Below are 24615 nucleotides of genomic sequence, written 5' to 3'. Positions count from 1 at the left end.
AATTACGAAGAAAGAAGTAATTCCAGCTCTTTTTTGATACAATTAAATAGAGAAAAAACTTCAGCGCAGGTAATCATATGATAAAGAAACAAACAAGCCTGGCCTTAAGTCCCTATATGGGCATATACGATTTGATCATACCCAAAGATAATTTATTGCGACAGATGAACGAATTAGTGGATTTTAATTTTATCTACGACGAGTTGGTTAATGTCTATTGTCAAAATAATGGACGAGGTGCAATAGATCCAGTTCGGATGTTCAAATACCTTTTACTAAAAAGCATTTTCGACATATCAGATGTTGATGTGGTGGAGCGATCAAAATACGATATGTCATTTAAATATTTTCTTGATATGACACCGGAAGAAGAAGTCATTGACCCCAGTTCACTGACCAAGTTCAGAAAGCTACGGCTCAAAGATACAAACCTGCTGGATCTATTGATCCAAAAAACAGTTGGAATCGCTTTGGAAAAAGGTATTATAAAAAGCAAAGCCATCATAGTAGATTCTACCCATACCCAGGCAAGATACAATCAAAAATCACCTCGGGAGCATTTAATAGAATGTTCTAAGAGGCTACGCAAAGCCGTCTATGCCATAGATGATAAGATGAAAGAGCAATTCCCGGCAAAAGTTAATAATGGCTTACTGGAAGATGAACTAGCGTATTGCCAAAAACTAATAACGGTCATTGAAAACGCAGAACACATTTCCGGTTACCCTGCTGTAAGAGAAAAACTAAATATGCTAAAAGAAGTGGTTGAGGATGACCATGAACAATTAGCCTTAATGTCAAAGGATGCCGATGCCAAAATGGGTCATAAAACAGCGGATACAGCCTTTTTCGGATATAAAACTCATCTAGCCATGACGGAAGAACGGATCATAACTGCCGCAGTTGTTACATCAGGAGAAAAACATGACGGGAAACAACTTCAGGCCCTGGTAGAAAAAAGTGAACAAGCAGGAATTGAAGTTACAGATATCATTGGTGATGCAGCCTATTCCGAAAAAGATAACATCGTATATACGAAAGAAAATAACATCAATCTGGTTTCTAAGCTGAGTAAAACAGTGACACATCAACAATCGAACCGAATAAATCCCAATATATTTGAATTTAATAAAGATTGTCAGATGTATGTTTGTCAGGCTGGACATATGAGCTTTAAAAAGACAAGCACCCGGCCTAAAAAACATGCTAAAGACGGTACAGGAACGGTAGAATCCTACTTATTCGACGTGGAAAAATGCAAAATCTGCCCCTATAAAGCAGGCTGCTATAAAGACGGGGCAAAAACCAAAACATATTCTGTAACGATAAAACACCACACGCATGAAGAACAGGCCATATTTCAGGATAGCGAATATTTCAAAGAAAAGTCAAAGGAACGTTACAAAATTGAGGCAAAAAACAGCGAGCTAAAACATAGACATGGGTATGGTGTTGCATCTGCTTCAGGCATATTTGGTATGCAGCTACAAGCGGCGACCACAATATTTGCTGTTAATTTAAAAAGAATTATAACTTTAATGGGTTAAAAAGAGAGTGATAAACTAAGCCATTACATATAAGAATTGAAAAACCAGGAGAATGAGTCAATATATCTCATCTTCTGGTTTTTTGGTTGTGTGGTTTAAGCGAAAAACAAAGTGTTTTTCAGTGGCCTCCTAAAATGGCGTTCTTTTTTACTGCGTTATTAATCAGGATATTAATGGAAATGGTTTATTTGTCCACAATTTTTGCCCCAAAGGGAATCAAAGCCAGCTGGGCAAACTTAAGATGCTGGAGTCCAAACGGAATGCCGACGATGGTGATGCAGAAAATAAGGCCGATAATTAAATGATGTACGGCCAGCTCCCATCCCAGAAAAACCAGCCAGAGAATATTTAAAAGTAATCCCCCCACCCCAAAGCCGCCGAGAATAACTTCTTTGCCGAATGGCCACAAAACGAGCAAGGATATTTTAAAACACTGCAGGCCAAAAGGAATGCCGACGATTGTGACACACAAAACCAAGCCCGCCACAAACCACAGAATTGCTCCGATAATGCCGCCGAATATCAACCAAATCAGATTGCCGATGAAGTTCATCTTTGTTTTCCTCCAATCCGCATTGAATGTCGAAGCCTATAGTCTTCGTTCTGCTTGCCATTCGCATAACCGAAAAAAGCATATTGGCAATTGCAGTTTTCAAAGGTCACATCCCGCAGCGTGGCTTCACTCAAGTTAATCCCTATCAGCTTACAGTTAATAAACTCGACCCGATGCAGGATGGCTTCACTAAAGTCAGCATTGGATAAATCACAATTCTGGAACCGGACATTCATCAGGTCGGCATACCGGAAGATTGCTTCAGTAAACATGACTTTTTGAAAGACGACTTGTTTAAACATGATCCGGTCCGCTTCAATATGATCAAGCGTGCAGTCGCTTACTTCCACGTAGGAAAACATTGCTTCGTCTGTGATATTCTCTCTTGCCAACGTGGCAGGTTCCAGTTCATTATCAAATATTGGGCGGGTCGCATAAAATTGATTATTCTGCATTGGCACTCAGTGCTACCGGGATCCGAACCCATTTGCCCCTCTTTTTATCCCCAGCATAAACCACATAGGTATCGCCGATGATATCGGTTAAGGCCTGTTTCCGGGGATGAAACGCGCAAATCAAATAACCCAGGTAGGTGCCGAGCAGCTGTGCCAGTGTTCTCCCGACGACTTCCCGCATGGCGACTGCAGACCAGCTGAGCGGGCTGCCATCTTGGCTTACAACTTTAATTCCCATGATCATTTTCCCGAGTGTTTGTCCGAAATACATCGTCAGCAAAACGAAATATATACTTCCCCAGATGCCTGGAAAGAGTGCATTGATCAGAAAAAATGATTTGATGGTTGTCGTTTCAAGACCTGCCGGCCATATAACCCGGAAAAATATCTGACTGCTCATCGCAATGACTGCCAGATCAATGATAAAGGCCCAAAATCGGGTCCAAAAACCAACGACTCTTAAATCTACAACATTGACACTTTCCACTGTATTGGCACTTTCTGCTGTCTGATCACCGCTGTTTGTCATATTATCAATATCCATGGCTGAATCACGCTCCTTTAGCGATACAGGTACATCACGGTAGGGGCCGCGCTGTCCTGCAAATTCTGTTTGATCCCCAAGAAATCAAGTTGGGGCGACACCATGGAGAAGAGCCGATTCAAATTAAACAGCGTTTCATTTTGATATTGGATAACGGTGGGATCACTTTCGTTAATCATTTTTGCTGCTTCGGCAATCGCTCCATCCAGATCGCCAATCTGATCGATGAGTCCCAGCGATTTGGCCTGCATCGCTGTATAAACCCTTCCATCGGCGACTTTGATGACGGCCTGACGGTCCATTTTTCTTCCTTTAGCCACTGCATCGACAAAATAGCCATAATACTCATCAATGATTCCCTGTATGATCTGCTTTTCTTCCTCCGTCGCTTCACGCATCGGATTCATGATGTCTTTGTTTTTGCCGCTTTTGAAAACAATTTCCTCAACACCCAATTTTTTTGCCAGCTCACTGTAATTATACGTGCTCATAATGACGCCGATGGATCCGGTCAGCGTATCCCGAGTCGCCAAAATTTCATCCGCAGGCATCGAAATAAAGTAACCACCTGAGGCTGCCAATGTACCCATGGAAACAACCAAAGGTTTTGGGTATCTTTCTTTTAAACTGATCAGTTTCTGATAAATCTCATCACTTTCATATACCCCGCCGCCAGGTGAATCAACTGCCAGGACAACCGCCTGAATCTCAGGATTGGTAAAGGCATCTTCGATTTCCTGTAAAAATATCTGGTGATTATAGGTATCGGTGGATGACAATGAATCAGTCCCCGACTGAATGGTTCCGTTGACGTTAATCAGCGCAATCGTTTTACCGGTTCCTTCCTGATAAGTCCCGGTGGTGAATGAGGGTTCCGAAGGCAACAGGGATTTTTCCAATTTTCCCATGTTTGTTCCTCCGGAAATAACATCTGTCTGTACGTATATCACCAGCAAAACAACGATAACCGCGATAGAAATCCAGCGTTTTTTATTCATACTCTCCTCCTACTGTTTTTCAACATTGATCATAAATCAAGATTGGATATGATTTTGTATCTCTTAGATGTTATTCTATGCAAAACCTTTCGTATTTAAAAACGGAACTATTTCCTTTTCTGTTAATATAAACTTTTAGAATAATTCGCTAAATTTCTGCACTTTCCTTCAAAATATCCATATTTAAGACGATAAACCTCCCGGAGCACATACCCAGGAGGTTTACGGATCTTCCTCTATCACGTTTTTAACAAGGTTTCAGGATTTTTTCGTAATTGGCAGCCACACCAGTATAGCTGGCGAAGATGTTTTGTTAAACGAAGTAATGAAAACTTTACTTCAATACAATAGTTTCCGGAATTTTGTACATTTCCGGATATTCAAGCCACCATTTATAATCCAAGATCTGCTCGGTGCCATATCCGAACATATCATCAATCGATCTAAGGAGACTGGCTCCTGCCGAATTCTGGCTTCCGATCCAAGTTCCCGCCTGATGGAACCATGAATCCTCTTTGGAATCCCATGGGCAGACTTTCATGCACCGTCCGCAGGAAACACCTTCTTCGTTTGATACCCGGAATATACTGCACTTTAAAGTATTGACGTTCCAGCGCAAATATCCGTTATATTCCACAGGATCGGCATCATGGGAAATGGCTTGACCCGGACATTCCTCCGCACATTTTTTACACACTCTGCAGAAATCCTGCAAGCCAAAATCGATTGGCTTATCCGGAGCAAGCGGCAGATCCGTAGTAACGACAGCAGCTTTATGGCGGAATCCGAGCCGGGGATGGAGACTGGTGTTACCTGTGCGGCACATCTCTCCCAACCCGGCTGCGACAAGACAAGGGGTAACTGCCACAATGTTATTGAAAGCATGAGAGGCCCTTGCATTATAACCAAGCCTGCGGATGTAATTTGCTATGATGACAGATATAAAAGCTGTAGCGGCATAAGCATTATAGGACTGCGCATCACTGATCCCGTCATAGCCAGTGGAACCCAGCATCGTTTCTAAATGTTGGTCTTTCAAAATGCCGATGACATATGGCAACCGTTCAGTTACAGGTTCGATGCATTCCTCTACAGGTTTTTTCGCCATTTCCTTTAAGTTTAAATAATGATAGGAATAATAGGCATATTCCGGCATTTTGCCAATTGCTATATCGTCTGCATGCAGAAAGTAACCCAGATCTTTAATGTGCATTGACATTTGCGCGGGATCAGGTATCGCCAATTTATCCGGATTAGGCTTTCCTGCCACAACTTCCGGCTTAGCAATAAGAGCAGCGGCTTGACCAATTGCTGTGTTTAAAGGATGTCTCGAAATTTGGGTCAAGTATCCTCGAAATGCCTTATCTCCAACCCCGTTAGCTCCAAGTTCACCAAGTTGATGTCTTACTACCAGTGCAGTACCATGTTCAGCTTCGCTCATATTTTTGATCTTTCCAACGATCTTAGTGGTTCCCAACCATTGATCATTATGTTCCACATAGCGTACTGCAGCACTGCCCATATCGTGCACAGGATGAATTTTGGACCATTGTCCTTTTGGCGCAGCAGCGTACTGCACAGTGAAGTTGTTTGCTGCACTTGCAAACTTACCAGGTGTTTTTAATATTCCGGCAGCACCAAGGAATGTTGCTGCAGCGCCGGCTTTCAGAAAATTCCTTCGGTTGATTTGAAGTTGTTTTTTTGCTCACTACTCATTCTTGTTCACCTCTTTTCAAGCTTGTTCAGTATTTGCCTTTTTCGTTTTTCCAATCGTGATGAAGCCTAACAAACGTGCCAGTACAACTGCAAGGACGATAGCTAATCCTCCAAATAGGAATATTGCAGTACTCGTTGCTTTAACATGCCCTACGGATGCGTTGATGTAGATAAAGGAAATTCCCGTCCAGGTAACAGCATACCAAATCACGAATAAGACCCAATTAATTACTGTTCTCCACATTTGCTCCATTTTGGCGCGAGCTTTAATAAAAAGAATTGCGGCTAAAAATAACACGCCAGCAACAAAAATCAACAATGTACCCATCATTTTCACCTCCTCTCTCAGCGATTTGGTCAATCCGGATGACTAGGTACATTGTACAAAATAAGGTAATTAAATGATTCAATCTAAATTGAAAATGGAAATATTTTATTCAATCTAAATTGAAAATGATAATATTTTAGGTAAACTGCATATGGGACAATTGCTGGATTGATATAGATAATAAAATAATAACAGTGAGTATGTAGAAGAAAGGTTAGTCCCCTTTGCTTGGTGGCTAACCTTTCCGCGCTTCATCTCTTCTTTGTCCAGACACACGTGGAGTACTCAGATGAAGGAAACCGCTCCATATTAAGCGTTGGATATGCTTATTTTACACCTGTCAATGAAGTCCTTGTTGTAGTTAATGTTTCCGGAATTTTGTGGTTTTCCGGCCATTCAAGCCACCACTTATAATCCAAGATCTGCTCGGTGCCATATCCGAACATATCATCAATCGATTTAAGGAGACTGGCTCCTGCCGAATTCTGGCTTCCGATCCAGGTTCCCGCCTGATGGAACCATGAATCCTCTTTGGAATTCCATGGGCAGACTTTCATGCACCGTCCGCAGGAAATACCTTCTTCGTTTGTTACCCGGAATATTTGGCACGTATTAGAATTGACGTTCCAGCGCAAGTATCCGTTATATTCCACAGGATCGGCATCATAGGAAATGGCTTGAGCCGGACATTCCGTTGCACATTTCTTACACACTCTGCAGAAATCCTGCAAGCCAAAATCGATTGGCTTATCCGGAGCAAGCGGCAGATCCGTAGTAACGACAGCAGCTTTAGTGCGGAATCCGAGCCGGGGATGGGCACTGGTGTTACCTGTGCGGGATAGCTCTCCCAACCCGGCTGCGATAAGACAAGGGGTAACTGCCAAAATGTTATTGAAAGCATGAGAGGCCCTTGCATTATAACCAAGTTTGCGAATGTAATTTGCTATGATGACAGATATATTAGCTGTAAGGTGATAAGCATTAAAGGACTGCGCATCACTGATCCCGTCATAGCCAGTGGATCCCAGCATCGTTTCTAAATGTTGGTCTCTCAAAACGGTGATGACATATGGCATCCGTTCAGTTACAGGTACGACGCATTCCTCTACAGGTTTTTTCGCCAAATCAAACGCGTTTAATGTATGATAGGAAAAGTAGGCATATTCCGGCATTTTACCAATTGCTACATCATCTGCACGCAGAAAGTAAGCCAGATCTTTAATATGCATTGACATTTGCTCGGGATCAGGTATCGGCATTTTTTGAGGGGCAGGCTTTCCTTCCATAACTGCCGGCGAAGCAATAGGACCAGCGGCTTGAGCAATTGCTGTGTTTATAGGGGATCTCAGAGTTTGGGTCATGAATCCTCGAAATGCCTTATCGCCAAGTTTACCTCTTAATAGCAGTCCACCACCACCGTCAGCTTCGCTGATATTCTTGATCTTTCCAACGATCTTAGTGGTTCCCAACCATTGATCATTATGTTCCACATAGCGTACTGCAGCACTGCCCATATCGTGCACAGGATGAATTTTGGACCATTGTCCTTTTGGCGCAGCAGCATATTGCACACTGCTTGCTGCACTTGCAAACTTACCAGGTGTTTTTAATACTCCGGCAACACCAAGAAATGTGGCCGCAGCGCCGGCTTTCAGAAAATTCCTTCGGTTGATTTGAGGTTGTTTTTTTTGCTCACTACTCATTCTTTTTGACCTCTTTTCAAGCTTGTTCAGTATTTGTCTTTTTCGTTTTTCCAATCGTGATGAAGCCTAACAAACGTGCCAGTACAACTGCAAGGATGATAGCTAATCCTCCAAATAAGAATATTGCAGTACTCGTTGCTTTAACATGCCCTACGGATGCGTTGATGTAGATAAAGGAAATTCCCGTCCAGGTAACAGCATACCAAATCACGAATAAGACCCAGTTAATTACTGTTCTCCACATTTGCTCCATTTTGGCGCGAGGTTTAATAAAAAGAATCGACGGCTAAAAATAACACGCCAGCAACAAAAATCAACAATGTACCCATCATTTTCACCTCCTCTTTTAGCGATTTGGTCAAGCGGATGACTAGGTACATTGTACAAAATAAGATAATTAAATGATTCAGTCTAAATTGAAAATAATCATTTTATAAATGATAATATTTTACAAATGCTAATTAGTGCCCTCATGTTTGAATAATTGTGTTTCTTGTGTCAATTCTTCCAGCTTTCTGATATCAAAAATAACGATCTTGTCTCTCTTCTTATCTAAAATATGAAGCGTGTTCAGCGTGCAGAATACTTTGGAGACGGTTACATAATGAGCTCCGGTTATTTCAGAAATATCTCTCAAGGGTAAATTAATGTTGATCTCGATATGATTATTAACAGGCTTCCCCTGAGAAACGCATAATTGATAAATCAATTTCACAATCCTTATTGTCGGATTTAAAAAGTCCATCTCGGCTGCCTGTTTCATAAAGAAATTGCATTTGGCGCTCTCATTTCTCATTATTTCAAAGAAAAGATTTTCGTCCATATGAAAAATCTTTTCAAGCTGTTCCCAAGAAAAAAAACATAGTTGGCTGTCTTCTAAGGCTACAATATAAGCCGCCATATGATTGTCGGAGTTATATTGAAATAAATAGTTGAACATACAATGTTTGCCGCCAAAATAAACCATTCGTTCTCGTCCATCGCTGAACAGAAAGTTTACTTGCAATTTACCGGTAAGCACATAGATAAATTTATGGATTACTTCACCCGGTGAAACAACTAAACTATCTTTTAAGTAAGATTTGACTGTGCCGTATTCAACATACTTCTGCAATTCGTTTATTGGATAAAATGTATCTGGAATACCCACCCTCCATTTTTCAAAATTCTCCTGCATAATTCCAATTCCCACTCCTTTCTTGCAATTTCCTTTTGTCAATAATCATAAATTTAGTATAGGCTTAATTAATGAAAAATTCTTCAATTCATACTTATTTTGCTTTGCGATGCCGTACGCACCAATACACCCTAAGTGTCCCGGCTATTATACAAAAGGGTGTATTTGTTATATTGAGGGTGTGGTTAAACACGGCCACGAAGGGGACGTAACGAAACTTTATTTCGCGACGTCCCCTTAACCTATCTAGCCCAATTTTTTCAGCTCATCTTTTATCAGTTAGTACTGCCATCTTCCTCATATTATGAGCAACACAGTGCAAATGCTTACCCTAATATTAGAACCTGATTATCCAAAAAGTATATCATGATTAAGTTTTTTGAGTCATGGGATAGAATTTAAACAGTTATAATGTTTACCGGAGGAAAATCATCTTTACGCTCGTCATAATTTCTGGAAAGTTAATTGACTAATTTCTTTAACGTTTCTGCTAATTTAGAATATAATTCATTTTCATTGTTAATAAAAACTATCAGGGTAATCTTGGCCGTGACTTTTGGTTTCAAGGTTTCCTTGATCTGTACATCTTCGCCTGTCGTGGATAGCATGCAGGTATAGCCGGTTTCAGTAAGAAAAGCCTTGATATGCCCCACAAGCCCTCCCTGATCTTCAACCCAACCGGCTAAGGACTGTAGCTCTTTGTTGAGCCTATCTCTTACCCACGAATATTCTTTGGCAATGACACGTTCAGTAGATAAAATGACGGCTCCTTCATGGTGGGTAACTGTGATTTCTTCCTGATTGCAGAGCACCGTTTTCTCATGCTGTTCATGCTGTTCATGCTGCTCGTCATGGTGGTGTCCGCACTGACAGGCTTGGCCTTCGTGTTCATGGTGTTCGTGGTGTTCGTGTGCCATTTTATATCCCCGCCTTTTTAAATAAATCGTTCCAAAATCCGGCTGAAAGCTCGTTAGTAGCGGATATAGGATAACAGTACGCATCCCGGTTATATTTCTGGATACTCTCCTGTACTTTTTCCACTGTCGTTTCATCCACCAAATCAATCTTGTTAACTAACACTGACTTTGTATCCTCCAGCTGCTCTGAGACGAAGTTTTCCATCGCACCAACCAATCGGAACCACCGTTTGGCATCTACCACAATAATCGTCATGGCCTGCATCCCGAGTTCGGTCTCCACCGTGCTTTTTATTTTGCTCGGAAAAGCAAGCCCAGTTGCCTCAATGATGATCCATTCCGGGCTGTACTCCTTACTAAGATAATCAACTGTATCCGTAAGTTTAGCCGAAGATGTGCAGCAGGCGCAGCCGGCAAAAAGGTTCTTGACGGTAAAATCTTCATTCTCTAGTAGAAGGTTATCAATTCCGGCTGTACCGATTTCATTTTCTATGATTACAACCTTTTTGTCGTTCTCATTACCATTAGAAGTTTCAACGAGATGTCTTGCAAGCTGCATTAACACACTGGTTTTACCTGACCCCAAGAATCCGCTTAATATGATTAATTTGATGGCAACCCTCTCCTTTTCAGTATAATCGTGCTTCTGAGCCCTCTCCAGTACTTATATAGAGAAATCTGTTTGCTATTCGAATATAAGCAAAATCCCCTTGAATAAAATTATCCAGAGGATTTTGCAATCTTTCACTTAAATGATGGTTTAAATATTTATTCTATTAAGTGTATTATAACTTATTGACTTGATTCCAAGTCATTATTAACGCAGGAATTCTTTCGTCACCGGTCATAAAGGCATGCCCTTTTTCGTTCATGAGTACTGGGAACAGTATGAAATTACCTTTTTTTCCATATTGTTCTGCACATCTTTTCGTTTCTTCAATGATCACCTCTACGGGAGCGCCAATATAACTGGCAGGTCCGGATGTATCCCAACCGCCTTCTACAATTAAGCGGCCATGATACTTCGTCAAGATTCCCTCCAAATCATTACAAACCTGAGCAGCATCCCATATTTTAATACCCATTTCAACATAGTCTTCGATAATATCTTCACATTTCCCACATGTATGTTGATTAAAGATAACGCCACGGGAAGTCACAGCCTCAACGATTCTTTTGTGGTACGGCTTAATGACTTCGCGATAGGTTTTTGGTGACATAAACATCCCACGAGCAGTTGCCAAGTCATCAAAATAGATGATAACATCCGGCTTATATGCGTCGATATATCGGTTTATACAAGCGATTTTGTAATCTGCCATTGCCGCAAAGAATTCATGACAGGAATCCGGATCTTCAATCAAAGCACATAAGGTATTTTCAAACCCCATAAATGCAGCCATCCGTTCAAAGAGACCACATGCATTAAATACTGCAACCGGCTGTTCCTTTCTTTTTCCGTCAGTAAAGTCAGCCAATTCAATTTGTGCCATCTGCTCAATTCCAAGAGAATCAACATCAGGGAATTTTACATATTTTTTCCAATCAGCGATATCATCGAATAATATTTTTCCTGACTCCGGTATGACTCCCTCAGCCGTGGCTATCCAATTTACGCCAAACGGATCCTTCCCGCCTTGCCATGGTTGGTCTGTATTATTCGTTGCTAACATGCACACTTTATATAGTTCATACAGCAAAGGGGCGAATTCCGGTTTTCCTCCGTTAAGCATGATCTCAAAATTTTCTCTCTGAGTCAGCGTCATATTGATTTACCTCCCTTTAGCAAGATTTTTCATCTTATAAAGATTTTACCAACTCAGCAGCTTTCACTGCAGCACTGCCGGCATCAGGAGCAAAACCATCGGCATTGATTTCATCAGCGAATTGCTGGGTAACAGGAGCACCACCGACGAGAACTTTAAAGCCTGTCAAACCACTGGCCTTGACCGTTTGCACGGCTTCCTTTAATGCTGGCATCGTTGTCGTCAAAAGTCCTGAACAAGCCACTAAAGTAACATTCTGATTTTCTTTGATAGCTTCAACCCATTTTTCATGCGGCACGTCTACACCGAGGTCAACCACGGTGAACCCGGCACTTTCGATCATCATAGAAACAAGGTTTTTACCAATATCATGCAGGTCGCCTGCTACGGTTCCGATAATGCAGGTACCTAAGGAGTTTGAGGTGTCGCCAGCCATCAGCGGTTTCAAGACATCAACACCTTTGGCCATCGCTTTGGCGGCCATTAGCATTTCAGGAACGAAGATTTCGCCTGTGGAGAACTTGTCCCCAACAACGCCCATCGAACCTACCATTGCCTGCAGAATATCTTTTGCTGCGCTTCCTTCATCGAGCGCTTCCTGGACCAATCCAGGAACAAGTTTTGCTTTTCCTGCCTCTACCATTGCTTTGACTTCTTCAATTTTAGCCATTTCTTATAATCCCCCTTAAAATTTTATTCTGAATAGATTGAATAACAATTCTCTGATTGAATGCCTGTTTGATGAGCCAGCGCTTACAACTATTTTTTCTGACCAAAACGTCCTTCCCTGAAGGCGCTAATATATTCCATGCAATATTCATCCTGACCTAAGAGAGCTTCCGTCGCAAAGATCATACCAACCAAATCCTGATTCGTCGGGTCAAGGATCCCGCTGTCCATGCCGGCGTTCATTGCCAGAACGCAGAAGGCCTGATTGACAAGCTTCCTAGCAGGCAAGTTAAACGAAATATTGCTGAATCCGCCGGTAATGTGAATTGCCGGATACTGTCTTTTAATCTCTCTGATTACGTCAACAATCATGTTGATGCCTTCTTCCGAAGTGCAGAGCATTTCGACCAGCGGATCAATGTGCAGACGGGACGGGGCAATATTGAATTCTTTAGCTCTTTTCATGATGTTTGCAAATACTTCGAGACGTTTCTCCGCAGTCTTGGAAATTCCGCTGTCATCACAAAGAAGCGCAACGCATTCCCATTTAGTATCAGCAATAACCGGGAATACGACATCAATCTTGTCACCTTCGCCGGATACAGAGTTAATGAGTCCCGGACGTTTGCAGAATTGAATCGCATCCACGCAGGTCTGAGCATGCGGGCTGTCGATACAAATTGGGGTGTCGCTCACTTCCTGTACCAGGTCGATCAGCCATTTTAAGGTTTCGAGTTCAATTCCGACGTCCGTGGATGCACAGACATCAATAAAATCCGCGCCGGCATCGGATTGGATTTTGGCAAGGTTTCGAATGAACCCTGCATCCTTTTCAGCGATTGCTCTCGCTACGGAAGGGATGGCGCCGTTGATTTTTTCTCCAATGATGATCATGAATAATCTACCTCCAGTAATACTTTGTTTTTCTGGTTTTGAATAATTGTGTTCCTTTTGTCTCTCTTCTTATCTAAAATATGAAGCTTATTCAGCGTGCAGGATACTTTGGAGACGGTTACATAATGAGCTCCGGTTATTTCAGAAATATCTCTCAAGGGGGTAAATTAATGTTGACCTCGATTTGATTAACAGGCTTTCCCTGAGAAACGCATAATTAATAAATCAATTTCACAATCCGTATTGTCGGAGTTGTATTGAAATAAATAGTTGAACATACAATGTTTGCCGCCAAAACAAACCATTCGTTCTCGTCCATCGCTGAATAGAAAGTTTACTTGCAATTTACCGGTAAGCACATAGATAAATTTATGGATTACTTCACCCGGTAAAACAACTAATTCGCCTCCTCTTTTAGCGGTTTGGTCAATCGGATGACTAGGTACATTGTACAAAATAAGATAATTAAATGATTCAGTTTAAATTGAAAATAATCATTCTATAAATGATAATATTTTACAAATGCTAATTAATTAGTGCCATCATGTTTGAATAATTGTGTTTCTTGTGTTAATTCTTCCAGCTTTCTGATATCAAAAATAACGATCCTGTCTCTCTTCTTATCTAAAATATGAAGCTTATTCAGCGTGCAGAATACTTTGGAGACGGTTGCATAATGAGCTCCGGTTATTTCAGAAATATCTCTCAAGGGTAAATTAATGTTGACCTCGATATGATTATTAACAGGCTTCCCCTGAGAAACGCATAATTGATAAATCAATTTCACAATCCGTATTGTCGGGTTTAAAAAGTCCATCTCTGCCGCCTGTTTCATAAAGAAATTGCCTTTGGCATTCTCATTTTTCATTATTTCAAAGAGAAGATTTCCGTCCATATGAAAAATCTTTTCAAGCTGTTCCCAAGAAAAAAAACATAGTTGGCTGTCTTCTAAGGCTACAATATAAGCCGCCATACGATTGTCGGAGTTATGTTGAAATAAATAGTTGAACATACAATGTTCCCCGCCAAAATAAACCATTCGTTCTCGTCCATCGCTGAACAGAAAGTTTACTTGCAATTTACCGGTAAGCACATAGATAAATTTATGGATTACTTCACCCGGTAAAACAACTAAACTATCTTTTAAGTAAGATTTGACTGTGCCGTATTCAACATACTTCTGCAATTCGCTTATCGGATAAAATGTATCTGGAATACCCACCCTCCATTTTTCGAAATTCTCTTGCATAATTCCCGCTCCTTTCTTACAATTTCCTTTTTATCAATTATTTCAAAGCTTTTGTGTCAATAATCATAAATTTAGTATAAGCTTAATTTATGAAAAATTCTTCAATTTATACTTATTTTGCTTTGCGATGCCGTACGCACCAATAAGCCATGACAACATGCTCCTAAGGGTGTATTTGTTATATTGAGGGTGTGGCTAATAAAGACATCCTGGCCGAGCTTGAAAGAAGGCTCGATAAATTTTCAATTGACGGCACATATTAATATACCAACTGAGATAACCATTATACGGCAATGGATCGACTGGACTTTCACTAGTTAAATAATTTGTGCTTAGCTAGGCCGCGACACAAAAACAACTGACAAAACTTTTGTCAGTTGTTTTTGTTAGTAGTCAGAAAAGCTATTCGGCGGTTTTCAGTATGATATAGTGGGCAGGATCAGCTCTAAAAAAGCTCATAGTATTAAAGCGGCATTGCTGGCTGGATACTTGACTAAGGGATAGCTTGATAAGCCTGCCATTCACTTATCACAATCATGATGGCAACAGCGGATACCAATACAATAAATAGTAAATCCCCCATGCTTAATTTGCTTTTCATACTTTAACCTCGATGTTATTTAATCATTTATAAATCTTACTTGGATTCCTTCAATTGCTCGATTCCTTTGGTCCCTTTGATTTCCGAAACCCTTTTAAACTTCCCTTTTTCTGGGAACCCTTTTTCTAAAATCCCCATAATATATTTCCTGGGACGCAAAATGATCTCATTGAGTATTAACCCCGGACAAAAAAATCGACACCAAAATCTCTTTATTAGAAGTGATGGAAAGATTACCAGGGGTAGAATAAGCCACGCAACGCCAAAACCTTGTAACCCAAATAAAGTTGAATAAGGCTCATAACCAGCAAAGCCGGGAGATTGAAGCAAGATGGCAGCCAATAATGCAAAATATACCAAGGCATATTTGATCTTAGAGGCTTTTGTTTCTATTTTTTTGTTACAGCACGTAAAACTGCCCCCACCTATCTTACTTAAAATTTCCTGCAAAGCACCAAAAGGACAAAGCCAGAAGCAATAGAGGTTCCTACCGGCCACAAAGGTAATAATTGGGATACCGATTATCAGAATATACCAGACCAAGTTTTCCCGAATGGAAGGGAAATTACCCATTAATAGTGCCGCCACGTTAGCCAGAGAAAAAGGAGTGTTAAATTTGAAGCCTATAAATATTAGGCTACCAATTAAGGTTACCCATCTTAATTTTTTGTTTTTTAATACAACCCCAATTAGCATCAAAATAACGAGCAACAGTACAGATATCTCTTTTGCACCAAACTTAAAAGCAACTTCCTCATCCGAAACATTCAATTTAAACTGGGTTCTTGCTACAGCGTGACTTCCTTGGGAGATTGCCTTAGCTATTCCGCGGGAGGTATAAGTTGCCCCAGAGACACGATCAATATCTTTTTCAATGTTCAATGGTTTAGTAATGTCCTTGCCAATAAACTGCTTTAGATAGCCATGTTTCAAAACCATCTGAACAAAAGAAGGTGTATCTTTATAGTTTACAATAATTGCTTTTTGAATTTTCCCTTTCAAATCAATTCCTGTAGCCATCTTAATCGGGCCGCCATAACCCACTGCCTGATCAATGACTACATAGCCAACTCTTTGCATCTTTCCATCTCTCCCTTGAACTATTCCCTCATATGTTAGGGGAGAAGACGTGACCTTTTGGAAGGATTGGGCTTGAGGAAGGACTTCTTTGGCAAATGGCAGCAAATCTTTTTCGGGTATCACCCAACTAACAAATAATGAAATTACTAATGTCAATATAGCAATGATCTTAATCACATTTTTGTTTTATTCTCTACTTTTTGTTAATCATTGTGACTTACCCCATCTTTTGTACCAAATAAATGTTCGTCTGAAAGTTCCAGCCAGCATATCTGTGGAGTCTATAAATTCATGCAAAGGGGAGGCGCTTCCTCCCCCCTTCGTTGTAATAAAACTATTAATCTTAAAACCCTTTATGATAGCTATATTATAAATACTAATTTATTTTATATAGGCTTATGCACTCTGACTTACGTTATCAGTATGATTTTTTTTAGATGCAGGAATTCCTTTTATAATTATTACCCTGGTTATCGCTCCGATAATAACTGCAATACCCCCAAACATAAGAATACCTACGCCTGCAGATCGAGTACTACCCTCTAAAAGGCAACTCCATGACCAACTAATCGCAAACAATAAAACCATAAAACTTAAGACAATTCCTGCCCAGCCAAGCCAGGTAATCGAATATTTTGTATTCTTCCGTAAGATGTTGACTCCCCAACCGAAACCGGCAACCAATAATCCCAGGATAAAAGTCATCAGGGCCATTTTTCATTACCTCCTTTTATTCTTTCCACCAATCTGTTGCTGCTTGTTCATTATACAGTTTTCCATATCCAAAAAGATCATCCATATTTTTCATGATTGGCGAAAGACCAGGCGTCCCTGTTATGCTCCTAACTAAGGTATGATGCCAGCCCTCTGGCTTAGTATATGGACAAGCAGCTATACAAGCTCCACAGCATGACCTGACGTTATCATCCCCCCAACAACTCCAGCACTTTTCCGGGTTAATATACCATTTCTTTACTCCCGAAGCTGAACTTATCTTACTAGGTCCTACAGTTGTTTGTGCATCATAGCTAATAGCTTGAGAGGGGCATAGTTCGGCGCATTTTTTGCAGCTATTGCAAAATTCAGTCACTCCGAAGGAAATAGGTTTATCATGATTTAAAGGCATGTCAGTAAATACTTTGCAGATTCTAACACTTGGACCAAGGTCAGGAGTAACAAGCAGCCCCATCCTGCCTAATTCCCCTAGACCCGCCTGAATAGCCTGCGGTATGGATATTGAAGTGTCACTTCCGATTGCAACCGCATGATATCCCAGATCTTTAATAAATATGGATAAACTAAACGCAACTACCCCGCACATGTTATAAGCTCTTCCTACTTCAGCCGATCCTAAAAAGGTCGGAGCACAACTCATTCCTTTATACTCCATGGGAATAGTCATTACGATTGCATGTTTGGGTTCAAAACCAAAATCCGGAGGGGTAAATTTCTGAGCTTCACCGTTAAACGTTTCAGTATAAATCCAACGTTCATCATAAGGAGCTATCCCGACTGAATGAGCACCAAAATATTTAGCCATCCTTTTTACTGCCATCGTTCCTTCTTTGGGACTTTTTACCCCGGGGGAATGAATATTTCTATCCGGATCACCCCACCTAAACAGAAAATCGATCAGTTTGGGACGCCAGGCATACAACCCCGTATTGGAATTACCGCTACCATTTTCGCCATTAACGTACCAGTCAAGAGCAAAGCTTGCACGAGCAGCCGCACCATCAAGTACAGTATAACCAGGTGATTCAACTCCCTCATAACCATTGAATCTGTGTGAGAGAAAATGCTCTGCCATTTTACCTACCTCGGGATCTCCACTTCTTGCCCGGCCAAACATATGATTACGTTGGTTGTAGCGTTTGTGGTCTGCAGGGATTTCATAGGGAATTTCATCGTGTGTCTTGATTACTCCTGCATATGCTTGTTTTGGATCGACAAGTGCCCCCCCTTCCAAGGCAGCAGTCGCAGCAGCCATTGCAATACCTGTAGAGGCTCCTAATTTAAGAAATTGTCTGCGATTGACTTTTGTTGCTGGCTCATCAGGAATAGATTTTTCTTCTTTAGCCATAACCAAACCCTCCTTTTTTTCTACATTATATAAAAAAGGAACTATCGCGTCTTTTGCATAAAAAACGTAATAATAGTCTTTATAATCGCCATTTTAATGTAGCATTAACAACAAAAAAACGGCACTAATGTGCCGAAGGTAAGTTCCCCAATAAAAACTCTAAAATGTTTCTTCAAAGCTAGGTTGCTCATAAATCTTACGGGAAAACAATATTTTTTTTCCTTGTTTTTTAATAATTCCTCGTTTGTAGTATTCACATAGTAATCTAGAAATTGTAGTACGGTTTACGTTTAGAATTTCGCTCATACACTCATGGGTTAGCTTTATTTTAGGTTCAAGCCATTCGTCCTGGCTGGTAGTATTATAATTACTTACTGATTTTAACAAGAGTGTTAGTCTTTCTTCAACATTTAAGAAACTAATTGAAGCCACTCTTTTAAAAGTATAATAATGCTTTGCACAAGCCTGTCTCATTAACTTAAGCGCAAATTCGGAGTCTGTTAAGAACAATTCAATTGCTTTATCCTTATTGAGATAATAAACTTCACAATCGGTAACACTAATAGAAGAAGATGGGTTTGGCAATTCAGAAAAGAGGCCCATATCCTCATAAACACAGCCCTCCCTAAAAAAAACCATTATTTTTTCGTCGCAATACTCATTACGTATAACAATTTTTATAATTCCCTTATAAATGAAGTAGAGCCGGTTGCTCATAGCATCTTGAACTGTATTTACAGTTTCTGGTTTAAGAATTTTTCTATATCCGTTCTTACTAAATATTTGAGTGAAATAATCAAAATCATCTAAAAATTTTTCAGTAGGAAAAAAAAGCATTTGCCAATCCCCCCTATTTATAATATTTTGAATCAGGACTATAAAATTTCATATATTATACCCAAATTATACTCTATTAACTTTGATAATAATGTCTCCTGCAAAACAAATAACTAACAGCCTAACCAACAAAAACGAAATAGGCTGCAACAAAATTGATAGGTCTTGCGCATAATTTAAAAGGGGCCATCCCGCCAACCATTATTTACTTCAATCTTGTTTTAATCTCCGCTCCGGCCAGAATTATCAAAGGCAAAATGACCTGAAAGGGTAATGCAAAATATTTATAAATATCCAGCCAATCATACATTTCAAGTATATTGGCAAAAAGAATAATCGCCAGCGTCATCATTAACAATCCCACGGGGATTGCCAGCTCTTTATAATTTTTAATATTTACAATCTTTGATATTCCCATTGAAGCCGCAAACATACATACACATAATTTTACAAAAAGATCAAGTAAGAACGCCAGACCGATTAAAACTTCTATTCTTGTAAAAAACTCCCCCAATGATATTACGCTGACTGCAGCATAAGAAGCAAAATAAAACATGCCAAGTGATAATCCTATAACGGCATTCCTTAAACCTGCAGCTAGAAAAAAAAGTGTGCAGATAACAATGCCATAAATATAAATTTTGTAGGGGTTGCTGTCTGCTTTTACCGAACCGAATAAAGTGGTAAAGAGTACTGTTTCAGCGAAAGGAAATGAAAATATTGTAAAGGCGCTTCCCATTAAAATATTAAATTCGGTGCCCGCAACAGGCTTAAGGTTGCTGAAATCCATGGATTTTACAGATAAAAAAAGGGTCACCAACAATGACACGAATACGACCGGCAGGGCAACTCTAACCCACCTTCCCAATGTCTCCACACCGCTTTTTATCATCCAGACACTCAGTGTAAAAAGGAAAACCAAAGGGACTATCTTTGGTGTTTCCGACATGGCGACGACGTGAATAAATTCTGAAAAATTCCGCATAAGCAATGAGCCCAGAGATATTGCGTATAATACGTATAAAGAAATTATGGCCTTTCCAAAAAAATTTCCGAAGACGTCAATGACAATGGCGTAAAGGTTTTTGCCCGGATACAAGCTTACAATTCTTGCATACACCATCATCATTGGAGCAAACAGGACCAGGGCGATAATAACCGCCAGCCAGGTATCCTGTTTTGCTTTACTGCCGGTATACATAACCGAGTTGCCTAAGATGAACATAATCAGAATGTAAATTGCTTGTTTTGTTGAAATTAAATTTTTTTGCATCACTTTGTCCCTACTTTATTCCCAAAATCCAGATGATAATGTCTTTAACTGGCTCTGCCGGGCTGGGAATCTTGACACCCAATCCATACAGGATATTTATAACCAATGTAAATAAAAAAACTGGCATATAAATAAGTAAGGACTTTTTATTATCCCTTTTCTTTTTCATGAGGGGTATTATGTCAAAAATCAGTATAGCAAGGTATAAAAAGCTACAAATCAAAATATAACGCAATTTCATCCACCAACTTTAGTCTTCGATTTCAACAGCCCGGTGTTTATTATTTCCATTTCTGCTGAAACCTCGATATTGAGTGATTGAAACAAACTATCCCATTGCGGTTTTATTTTTTTCCAATAATCAGAATCGTTCTTATATATGGCGCTTCCGAAACCGAAGATATCACTGTCATATTCCCGTTGAACCTTTGTAATCAATTGTTTAATATTTGCTTCAATGGTTGCTGATGCTTTTTCTTCTATTTTTTTAATCCCGCTTTCGGTATCAAGGTCGGCTGATGTTTGCATTTCACTCAACGCAACCTGCGTTTTGATCTCAATTTTCATTTCAGGCAATTTACCGGTTAAAATCGGTGTCACTTTTGTTTTGCTGTCTATAATCTCAAGGCTTATATCAGGAGAGGCAGATTCCATATTGATTATAAGCAGCCCGCTAGTCACCTGGTTTTTTATAAAAACCAGGTATTTTGATTCATCGCTCCCAAGATAGCCCAGCAGCTTGTCTTTTTTAAAAACTGCCGTGCCACCAAGTTCCGTGATTTTATCGTTTTGATTATTTGCAATATCCAGCGCAGGTAGTATTAATGAGATTCCTTCATCACCCAACATATTATTGGCCTGGTATAATTGCACAGATGCTGTTTTCGACAAAAACTTGGGATTGTTCTTATCTATATTACTAAGAGCATAAGAAGTTATGGGATCGTTAAGGCTTTTTTGTTCGATCACCTCTTTTGCTGTCTTCTCTTTGGAGATAAAAAGATTAATCGTGATTCTGGGTTCAGAATCTCTGTTAAGCCAGTCCAAAACCGGGGCTATGCCTTCGTGTGCCAACTCATTGCTGATGATCACTGTTTTACAGTCTCCGTAATACAGTTTTTTATCGGATCTCTTTAGGGCATTTCTGACCGCGTCAAATATTGTATTTCCATCCGATTCAATTAATTGGGATTTTACAGTTGGTCCCTGCGTACCGTCACCTCCTGATTGACCCAATATCTCGAAAGTCAGATGATATCCGGTACCGTCGCTACCTTTATCAAAGGCCGTTCCGGTAACAACTGCAAGTGTTTCCAGTTCTCTGTAATTAGCGCATCCCGTCATCAGTATTGGAATAAAGATTGACAAGAAGATTAAAACTTTTCTTTGCCTTTTCATTCCGGATCACCGTCTGAATTGCTTCTGGTTTTATCAACAGCCATAAATTGGGGCCTTTTCATCATATTCCACCATGGTGACCTTATATACATATCTTGTTTACTCTGTAAGCCGTTCATAATAGGGATTCCAAAAGACCGGATATTGAACAAATATATCATTAGACCCATCATGCCGAAAATATATCCGTATAAGCCGAGTATCGAAGAAAGACACAGCAATATAAAGCGTATGATAATAATTCCGCCCTTAATTCTGGGTATCAATAGACCGGTAATACCTGCTGTTGCCACGATGACAATCACAGGTGCGCTGACTAGCTTAGCATCTACGGCAGCCTGTCCGACAACAAGAGCGCCGACAATACTCAGAGATTGACCGATATTGCTGGGCATTCTGTTTCCTGTTTCCCGCAATATTTCAAACATAATAAGCATCAAAAACATTTCAACTACCGTAGGCATAGGAACACTCTGACGGGCCATTATAATACTCATCATCAATGGTGTTGGCAGTATTTCATGGTGAAAGCATGTTATGGCCACATAAACAGCCGGTGCACTTATTGTCAACAAAAACCCGAAGATTCTTAATAACCTGCCTATCGACGCAAAAAAATAATTGAGATAATAGTCGTCACTGCTCTGAAAGTGCTCAATGAAAAGATGGGGCAACGTTAACACAACCGGTGTGCCGTCCAAAAACAGCGCTATCCTGCCTTCTAAAAGCTTCCCTGCAACAGTATCAGGTCTTTCCGTACTTCCGATTGTCTTGATGGGGGAGTAGGGTTCTTCGTCGATAAGTTCACTGATATAATTGACATCCAACGTGCCGTCAATTGAAAATTTATCGAGCCTTCTTTCAAGCTCGGCCAGAATATCTTTATTAGCCACACCCTCAATATAACAAATACACCCTTTTGTTTGCGTTCTGGCTCCGAATACCTTGAATTTGATTTTTAAATCCTGTGTTCTGAGTTTCCTCCGAAGCATCGTTAAATTGGCCATGATGGATTCATTAAAGCCTTCACGCGGACCTCTTAAAACCCTTTCTGCCTCAGGTTCTGCAATGGCTCTGGTTGCCCAGCCTTTTGTATTTAAAATAAGAGCATCACTGTATCCATTAACCAGCAGCACCGAATCCCCATACACAATAGCCTGAATGATTTGATAAAAATCAGATGTTTTATCAACACTGCCGGATAAGGTGACCTGCTTAGCAACAATATTAATAAGATCGGATACTTTTGGATCGAACTTATGTTCCAAAAGCGGTTTTATAATATCTTCATTTAATAATTTGTTATTAACCATGCCGTCAATATAAAAAATGCAGCATTTAATCGTAGTATCCGTTTGATTTTCAATATAACGGGTGATCAGTGTTTCATCATCTTTAAAAATGTTTCTTATGAGACGTATATTTGTATTTAAATCAGTCGTTAAAATTGGTCGGTTGTTATCTTTAATCTTTGAAGCGTAAATTCTCCGAATCCACATCCCAAAATACACTTCCATCCGTACTGTGATGCATGGCTTCAATACTGTATTGTACCAATAAGACATATAGTTTATTCATTTTTTCAGCTAGCACTTTTAGGCGCCTATAAAGGCAGCAGGTATCTTTAGCTAATAGGTTACTTGATTTTAATGGACATTAAAATTGTTCAGACATAACCAATGCAAAACCTTTTCTCTTAAAAGATATAATTCAAAGGACTGGTCGGTAGGAAAGTATTTTGTGAATTCCTCTGACGCCGCCTCATCCTCTGTGTATTTCGCTTTTTCTAGAGCAAATTCTTCAGTGGTAACTTCAATCTGTTCCATGTTGCAAATCTCATTGATCACCAGGTTTTCCATAATCATTCGTCTGGTTACTCTTTCGCATTCCATTCTAAAATATGCGTCGTTTTCATTAATTTGCATTATTCGGTCAATGTCAGGAGAACTTGAATTCATAATTGACATTTTAGTTTGTTCAATTATCTTATTTAAAGCTTGATCAAACTCATCTTCATCAAATTCGTAACTGGAGTTTTCGATAATTGTTTTCAGAACTAAGTCCCTTTTTTGTTGATAAATATTGGCTAAACCTCTGGATTTCAATATAGCCGCATACTTTTCTTTCATTTCGTCCAAGGTACGGCAATCCGTTTCCATTTTTTGTACTAAGTCATCTGTGATTTCCGGGATTTTTTTATAAAGGACATCCGTAATCGTTGCGTATAAACTAACTTTTTTATTCCTGATCCTTTCAATGACACAGGTCTCATCAAAATTGATTTCCATGCTAAAGCTTTCCCCCAATTTTTTGCCGATAGCGTTCATAAACTCTTTCAAGTAACTCTTATCACCTACTTTATACTGCAGTTTGTTTTGGCAAAATTCTGGGACTAAAACTCCTCTTTCCTTGGCCTCGACTTTAATAATGATGACATCTTCCTCTTCGACGGTTGTATTCTGCTTGCACCAAATATCCACGGTATTTAGGATTGATTCAAGTACTGCTTTTTCTAAATCTTTTTGATCAAACCCTTTCGGTTCAGCCAGACTTAAATTTTTGTATTGACCAAGAATAAATTTATGCATTGTATTCCTCCTGTAAACATTATAACTATTTAAATTCTATCCCATGACTCAAAAATAAAACTTAACCATGATATACTTTTTGGATAATCAGGTTCTAATATTAGGGTAAGCATTTGCACTGTGTTGCTCATAATATGAGGAAGATGGCAGTACTAAATCAGTACTAACTGATAAAAAGATGAGCTGAAAAAATTGGGCTAGATAGGTTAAGGGGACGTCGCGAAATAAAGTTTCGTTAC

Annotated in this window: 24 protein-coding genes and 1 pseudogene; 1 reads left to right on the top strand and 24 read right to left on the bottom strand. The window is 39.8% G+C overall.

Translation table 11 applies throughout. From position 1 onward, the window contains the following. The first annotated feature begins 77 nt into the window (after positions 1–77). Positions 78–1547 (top strand): IS1182 family transposase, encoded by a 1470-nt coding sequence (locus DEHRE_RS03890; protein WP_025205295.1) that lies wholly within the window; start codon positions 78–80, stop codon positions 1545–1547. Between the two features lie 184 nt (positions 1548–1731). Here the strand turns inward: DEHRE_RS03890 and DEHRE_RS03885 are convergent, their stop codons facing one another. From DEHRE_RS03885 to DEHRE_RS03770, 24 genes and pseudogenes are all read right to left on the bottom strand, one after another. Beyond that, positions 1732–2100, bottom strand: coding sequence for a YccF domain-containing protein (locus tag DEHRE_RS03885; RefSeq protein ID WP_019226941.1), 369 nt, complete (start codon positions 2098–2100; stop codon positions 1732–1734). After that, entirely contained in the window at positions 2097–2555 is a 459-nt protein-coding gene (locus DEHRE_RS03880; protein ID WP_025205294.1) for a pentapeptide repeat-containing protein, read from the bottom strand. Before DEHRE_RS03880 ends, DEHRE_RS03885 begins: the two co-directional genes overlap by 4 nt. Beyond that, complete coding sequence (locus DEHRE_RS03875) at positions 2545–3099, bottom strand: RDD family protein (RefSeq protein ID WP_025205293.1); 555 nt, start codon at positions 3097–3099, stop codon at positions 2545–2547. The genes DEHRE_RS03880 and DEHRE_RS03875 overlap by 11 nt, the downstream gene beginning before the upstream one ends. Positions 3100–3116: 17 nt before the next feature. Continuing rightward, positions 3117–4097, bottom strand: a complete 981-nt coding sequence (sppA, locus tag DEHRE_RS03870; RefSeq protein WP_025205292.1) for a signal peptide peptidase SppA — start codon at positions 4095–4097, stop codon at positions 3117–3119. Positions 4098–4431: 334 nt separating this feature from the next. After that, a complete protein-coding gene (locus DEHRE_RS03865) occupies positions 4432–5784 on the bottom strand; it encodes a reductive dehalogenase (RefSeq protein WP_038603121.1) in 1353 nt (450 codons plus the stop codon). A 45-nt stretch (positions 5785–5829) separates the two neighbouring features. Continuing rightward, positions 5830–6141, bottom strand: a complete 312-nt coding sequence (locus DEHRE_RS03860; RefSeq protein WP_025205291.1) for a hypothetical protein — start codon at positions 6139–6141, stop codon at positions 5830–5832. Positions 6142–6467: 326 nt separating this feature from the next. Next, positions 6468–7844 carry a reductive dehalogenase gene (locus DEHRE_RS03855; protein ID WP_025205290.1) on the bottom strand — a complete coding sequence of 459 codons (1377 nt, stop codon included), beginning with the start codon at positions 7842–7844 and terminating at the stop codon, positions 6468–6470. Positions 7845–7860: 16 nt separating this feature from the next. Beyond that, positions 7861–8173, bottom strand: a pseudogene (locus tag DEHRE_RS03850) (dehalogenase). A gap of 128 nt (positions 8174–8301) precedes the next feature. Continuing rightward, positions 8302–9036 carry a Crp/Fnr family transcriptional regulator gene (locus tag DEHRE_RS03845; protein ID WP_242837035.1) on the bottom strand — a complete coding sequence of 245 codons (735 nt, stop codon included), beginning with the start codon at positions 9034–9036 and terminating at the stop codon, positions 8302–8304. Positions 9037–9482: 446 nt separating this feature from the next. Continuing rightward, positions 9483–9938, bottom strand: coding sequence for a hypothetical protein (locus DEHRE_RS03840; protein WP_025205288.1), 456 nt, complete (start codon positions 9936–9938; stop codon positions 9483–9485). 1 nt (position 9939) lies between these two features. Continuing rightward, positions 9940–10497, bottom strand: a complete 558-nt coding sequence (locus DEHRE_RS03835; protein WP_144284038.1) for a GTP-binding protein — start codon at positions 10495–10497, stop codon at positions 9940–9942. Between the two features lie 226 nt (positions 10498–10723). Beyond that, positions 10724–11671: a uroporphyrinogen decarboxylase family protein gene (locus DEHRE_RS03830; protein ID WP_242837034.1), complete on the bottom strand. Its 948-nt coding sequence runs from the start codon at positions 11669–11671 to the stop codon at positions 10724–10726. A 67-nt stretch (positions 11672–11738) separates the two neighbouring features. Then, positions 11739–12374, bottom strand: coding sequence for a corrinoid protein (locus DEHRE_RS03825; protein ID WP_025205285.1), 636 nt, complete (start codon positions 12372–12374; stop codon positions 11739–11741). Positions 12375–12463: 89 nt separating this feature from the next. Next, positions 12464–13267, bottom strand: a complete 804-nt coding sequence (locus DEHRE_RS03820) for a methyltetrahydrofolate cobalamin methyltransferase (RefSeq protein WP_025205284.1) — start codon at positions 13265–13267, stop codon at positions 12464–12466. A gap of 529 nt (positions 13268–13796) precedes the next feature. Next, the gene (locus DEHRE_RS03815; protein ID WP_242837033.1) at positions 13797–14489 is read right to left on the bottom strand and encodes a Crp/Fnr family transcriptional regulator; all 693 of its coding nucleotides are present in this window, start codon (positions 14487–14489) and stop codon (positions 13797–13799) included. A gap of 664 nt (positions 14490–15153) precedes the next feature. Further along, complete coding sequence (locus DEHRE_RS03810) at positions 15154–16374, bottom strand: FMN-binding protein (protein ID WP_025205282.1); 1221 nt, start codon at positions 16372–16374, stop codon at positions 15154–15156. Between the two features lie 219 nt (positions 16375–16593). After that, positions 16594–16911 (bottom strand): hypothetical protein, encoded by a 318-nt coding sequence (locus tag DEHRE_RS03805; protein ID WP_025205281.1) that lies wholly within the window; start codon positions 16909–16911, stop codon positions 16594–16596. A 16-nt stretch (positions 16912–16927) separates the two neighbouring features. Then, positions 16928–18280: a reductive dehalogenase gene (locus DEHRE_RS03800; protein WP_025205280.1), complete on the bottom strand. Its 1353-nt coding sequence runs from the start codon at positions 18278–18280 to the stop codon at positions 16928–16930. Between the two features lie 159 nt (positions 18281–18439). Further along, positions 18440–19117 (bottom strand): Crp/Fnr family transcriptional regulator, encoded by a 678-nt coding sequence (locus DEHRE_RS03795; protein ID WP_025205279.1) that lies wholly within the window; start codon positions 19115–19117, stop codon positions 18440–18442. Positions 19118–19322: 205 nt separating this feature from the next. Further along, positions 19323–20390: a GerAB/ArcD/ProY family transporter gene (locus DEHRE_RS03790; protein ID WP_025205278.1), complete on the bottom strand. Its 1068-nt coding sequence runs from the start codon at positions 20388–20390 to the stop codon at positions 19323–19325. A 237-nt stretch (positions 20391–20627) separates the two neighbouring features. Continuing rightward, positions 20628–21734, bottom strand: a complete 1107-nt coding sequence (locus tag DEHRE_RS03780) for a Ger(x)C family spore germination protein (RefSeq protein WP_242837076.1) — start codon at positions 21732–21734, stop codon at positions 20628–20630. 50 nt (positions 21735–21784) lie between these two features. Continuing rightward, positions 21785–23287, bottom strand: coding sequence for a spore germination protein (locus DEHRE_RS03775; RefSeq protein ID WP_025205275.1), 1503 nt, complete (start codon positions 23285–23287; stop codon positions 21785–21787). Then, positions 23253–23381, bottom strand: coding sequence for a hypothetical protein (locus DEHRE_RS15470; protein ID WP_282432048.1), 129 nt, complete (start codon positions 23379–23381; stop codon positions 23253–23255). The genes DEHRE_RS03775 and DEHRE_RS15470 overlap by 35 nt, the downstream gene beginning before the upstream one ends. Before the next feature lie 53 nt (positions 23382–23434). Further along, complete coding sequence (locus tag DEHRE_RS03770) at positions 23435–24376, bottom strand: trigger factor (RefSeq protein ID WP_025205274.1); 942 nt, start codon at positions 24374–24376, stop codon at positions 23435–23437. Between the last annotated feature and the right edge of the window lie 239 nt (positions 24377–24615).

Source organism: Dehalobacter restrictus DSM 9455 (genome assembly GCF_000512895.1).
Lineage (GTDB): Bacteria > Bacillota > Desulfitobacteriia > Desulfitobacteriales > Syntrophobotulaceae > Dehalobacter > Dehalobacter restrictus.
This window is presented reverse-complemented; position numbering and strand designations above follow the sequence as displayed.

Coding starts and splice junctions, on each gene's coding strand:
- DEHRE_RS03890 (WP_025205295.1), top strand. CDS start 78: ATGATAAAGAAACAAACAAGCCTGGCCTTAAGTCCCTATATGGGCATA.
- DEHRE_RS03885 (WP_019226941.1), bottom strand. CDS start 2,100: ATGAACTTCATCGGCAATCTGATTTGGTTGATATTCGGCGGCATTATC.
- DEHRE_RS03880 (WP_025205294.1), bottom strand. CDS start 2,555: ATGCAGAATAATCAATTTTATGCGACCCGCCCAATATTTGATAATGAA.
- DEHRE_RS03875 (WP_025205293.1), bottom strand. CDS start 3,099: ATGGATATTGATAATATGACAAACAGCGGTGATCAGACAGCAGAAAGT.
- sppA (WP_025205292.1), bottom strand. CDS start 4,097: ATGAATAAAAAACGCTGGATTTCTATCGCGGTTATCGTTGTTTTGCTG.
- DEHRE_RS03860 (WP_025205291.1), bottom strand. CDS start 6,141: ATGGGTACATTGTTGATTTTTGTTGCTGGCGTGTTATTTTTAGCCGCA.
- DEHRE_RS03855 (WP_025205290.1), bottom strand. CDS start 7,844: ATGAGTAGTGAGCAAAAAAAACAACCTCAAATCAACCGAAGGAATTTT.
- DEHRE_RS03840 (WP_025205288.1), bottom strand. CDS start 9,938: ATGGCACACGAACACCACGAACACCATGAACACGAAGGCCAAGCCTGT.
- DEHRE_RS03835 (WP_144284038.1), bottom strand. CDS start 10,497: ATGCAGCTTGCAAGACATCTCGTTGAAACTTCTAATGGTAATGAGAAC.
- DEHRE_RS03830 (WP_242837034.1), bottom strand. CDS start 11,671: ATGCTTAACGGAGGAAAACCGGAATTCGCCCCTTTGCTGTATGAACTA.
- DEHRE_RS03825 (WP_025205285.1), bottom strand. CDS start 12,374: ATGGCTAAAATTGAAGAAGTCAAAGCAATGGTAGAGGCAGGAAAAGCA.
- DEHRE_RS03820 (WP_025205284.1), bottom strand. CDS start 13,267: ATGATCATCATTGGAGAAAAAATCAACGGCGCCATCCCTTCCGTAGCG.
- DEHRE_RS03805 (WP_025205281.1), bottom strand. CDS start 16,911: ATGGCCCTGATGACTTTTATCCTGGGATTATTGGTTGCCGGTTTCGGT.
- DEHRE_RS03800 (WP_025205280.1), bottom strand. CDS start 18,280: ATGGCTAAAGAAGAAAAATCTATTCCTGATGAGCCAGCAACAAAAGTC.
- DEHRE_RS03795 (WP_025205279.1), bottom strand. CDS start 19,117: ATGCTTTTTTTTCCTACTGAAAAATTTTTAGATGATTTTGATTATTTC.
- DEHRE_RS03790 (WP_025205278.1), bottom strand. CDS start 20,390: ATGCAAAAAAATTTAATTTCAACAAAACAAGCAATTTACATTCTGATT.
- DEHRE_RS03780 (WP_242837076.1), bottom strand. CDS start 21,734: ATGACGGGATGCGCTAATTACAGAGAACTGGAAACACTTGCAGTTGTT.
- DEHRE_RS03775 (WP_025205275.1), bottom strand. CDS start 23,287: ATGTGGATTCGGAGAATTTACGCTTCAAAGATTAAAGATAACAACCGA.
- DEHRE_RS03770 (WP_025205274.1), bottom strand. CDS start 24,376: ATGCATAAATTTATTCTTGGTCAATACAAAAATTTAAGTCTGGCTGAA.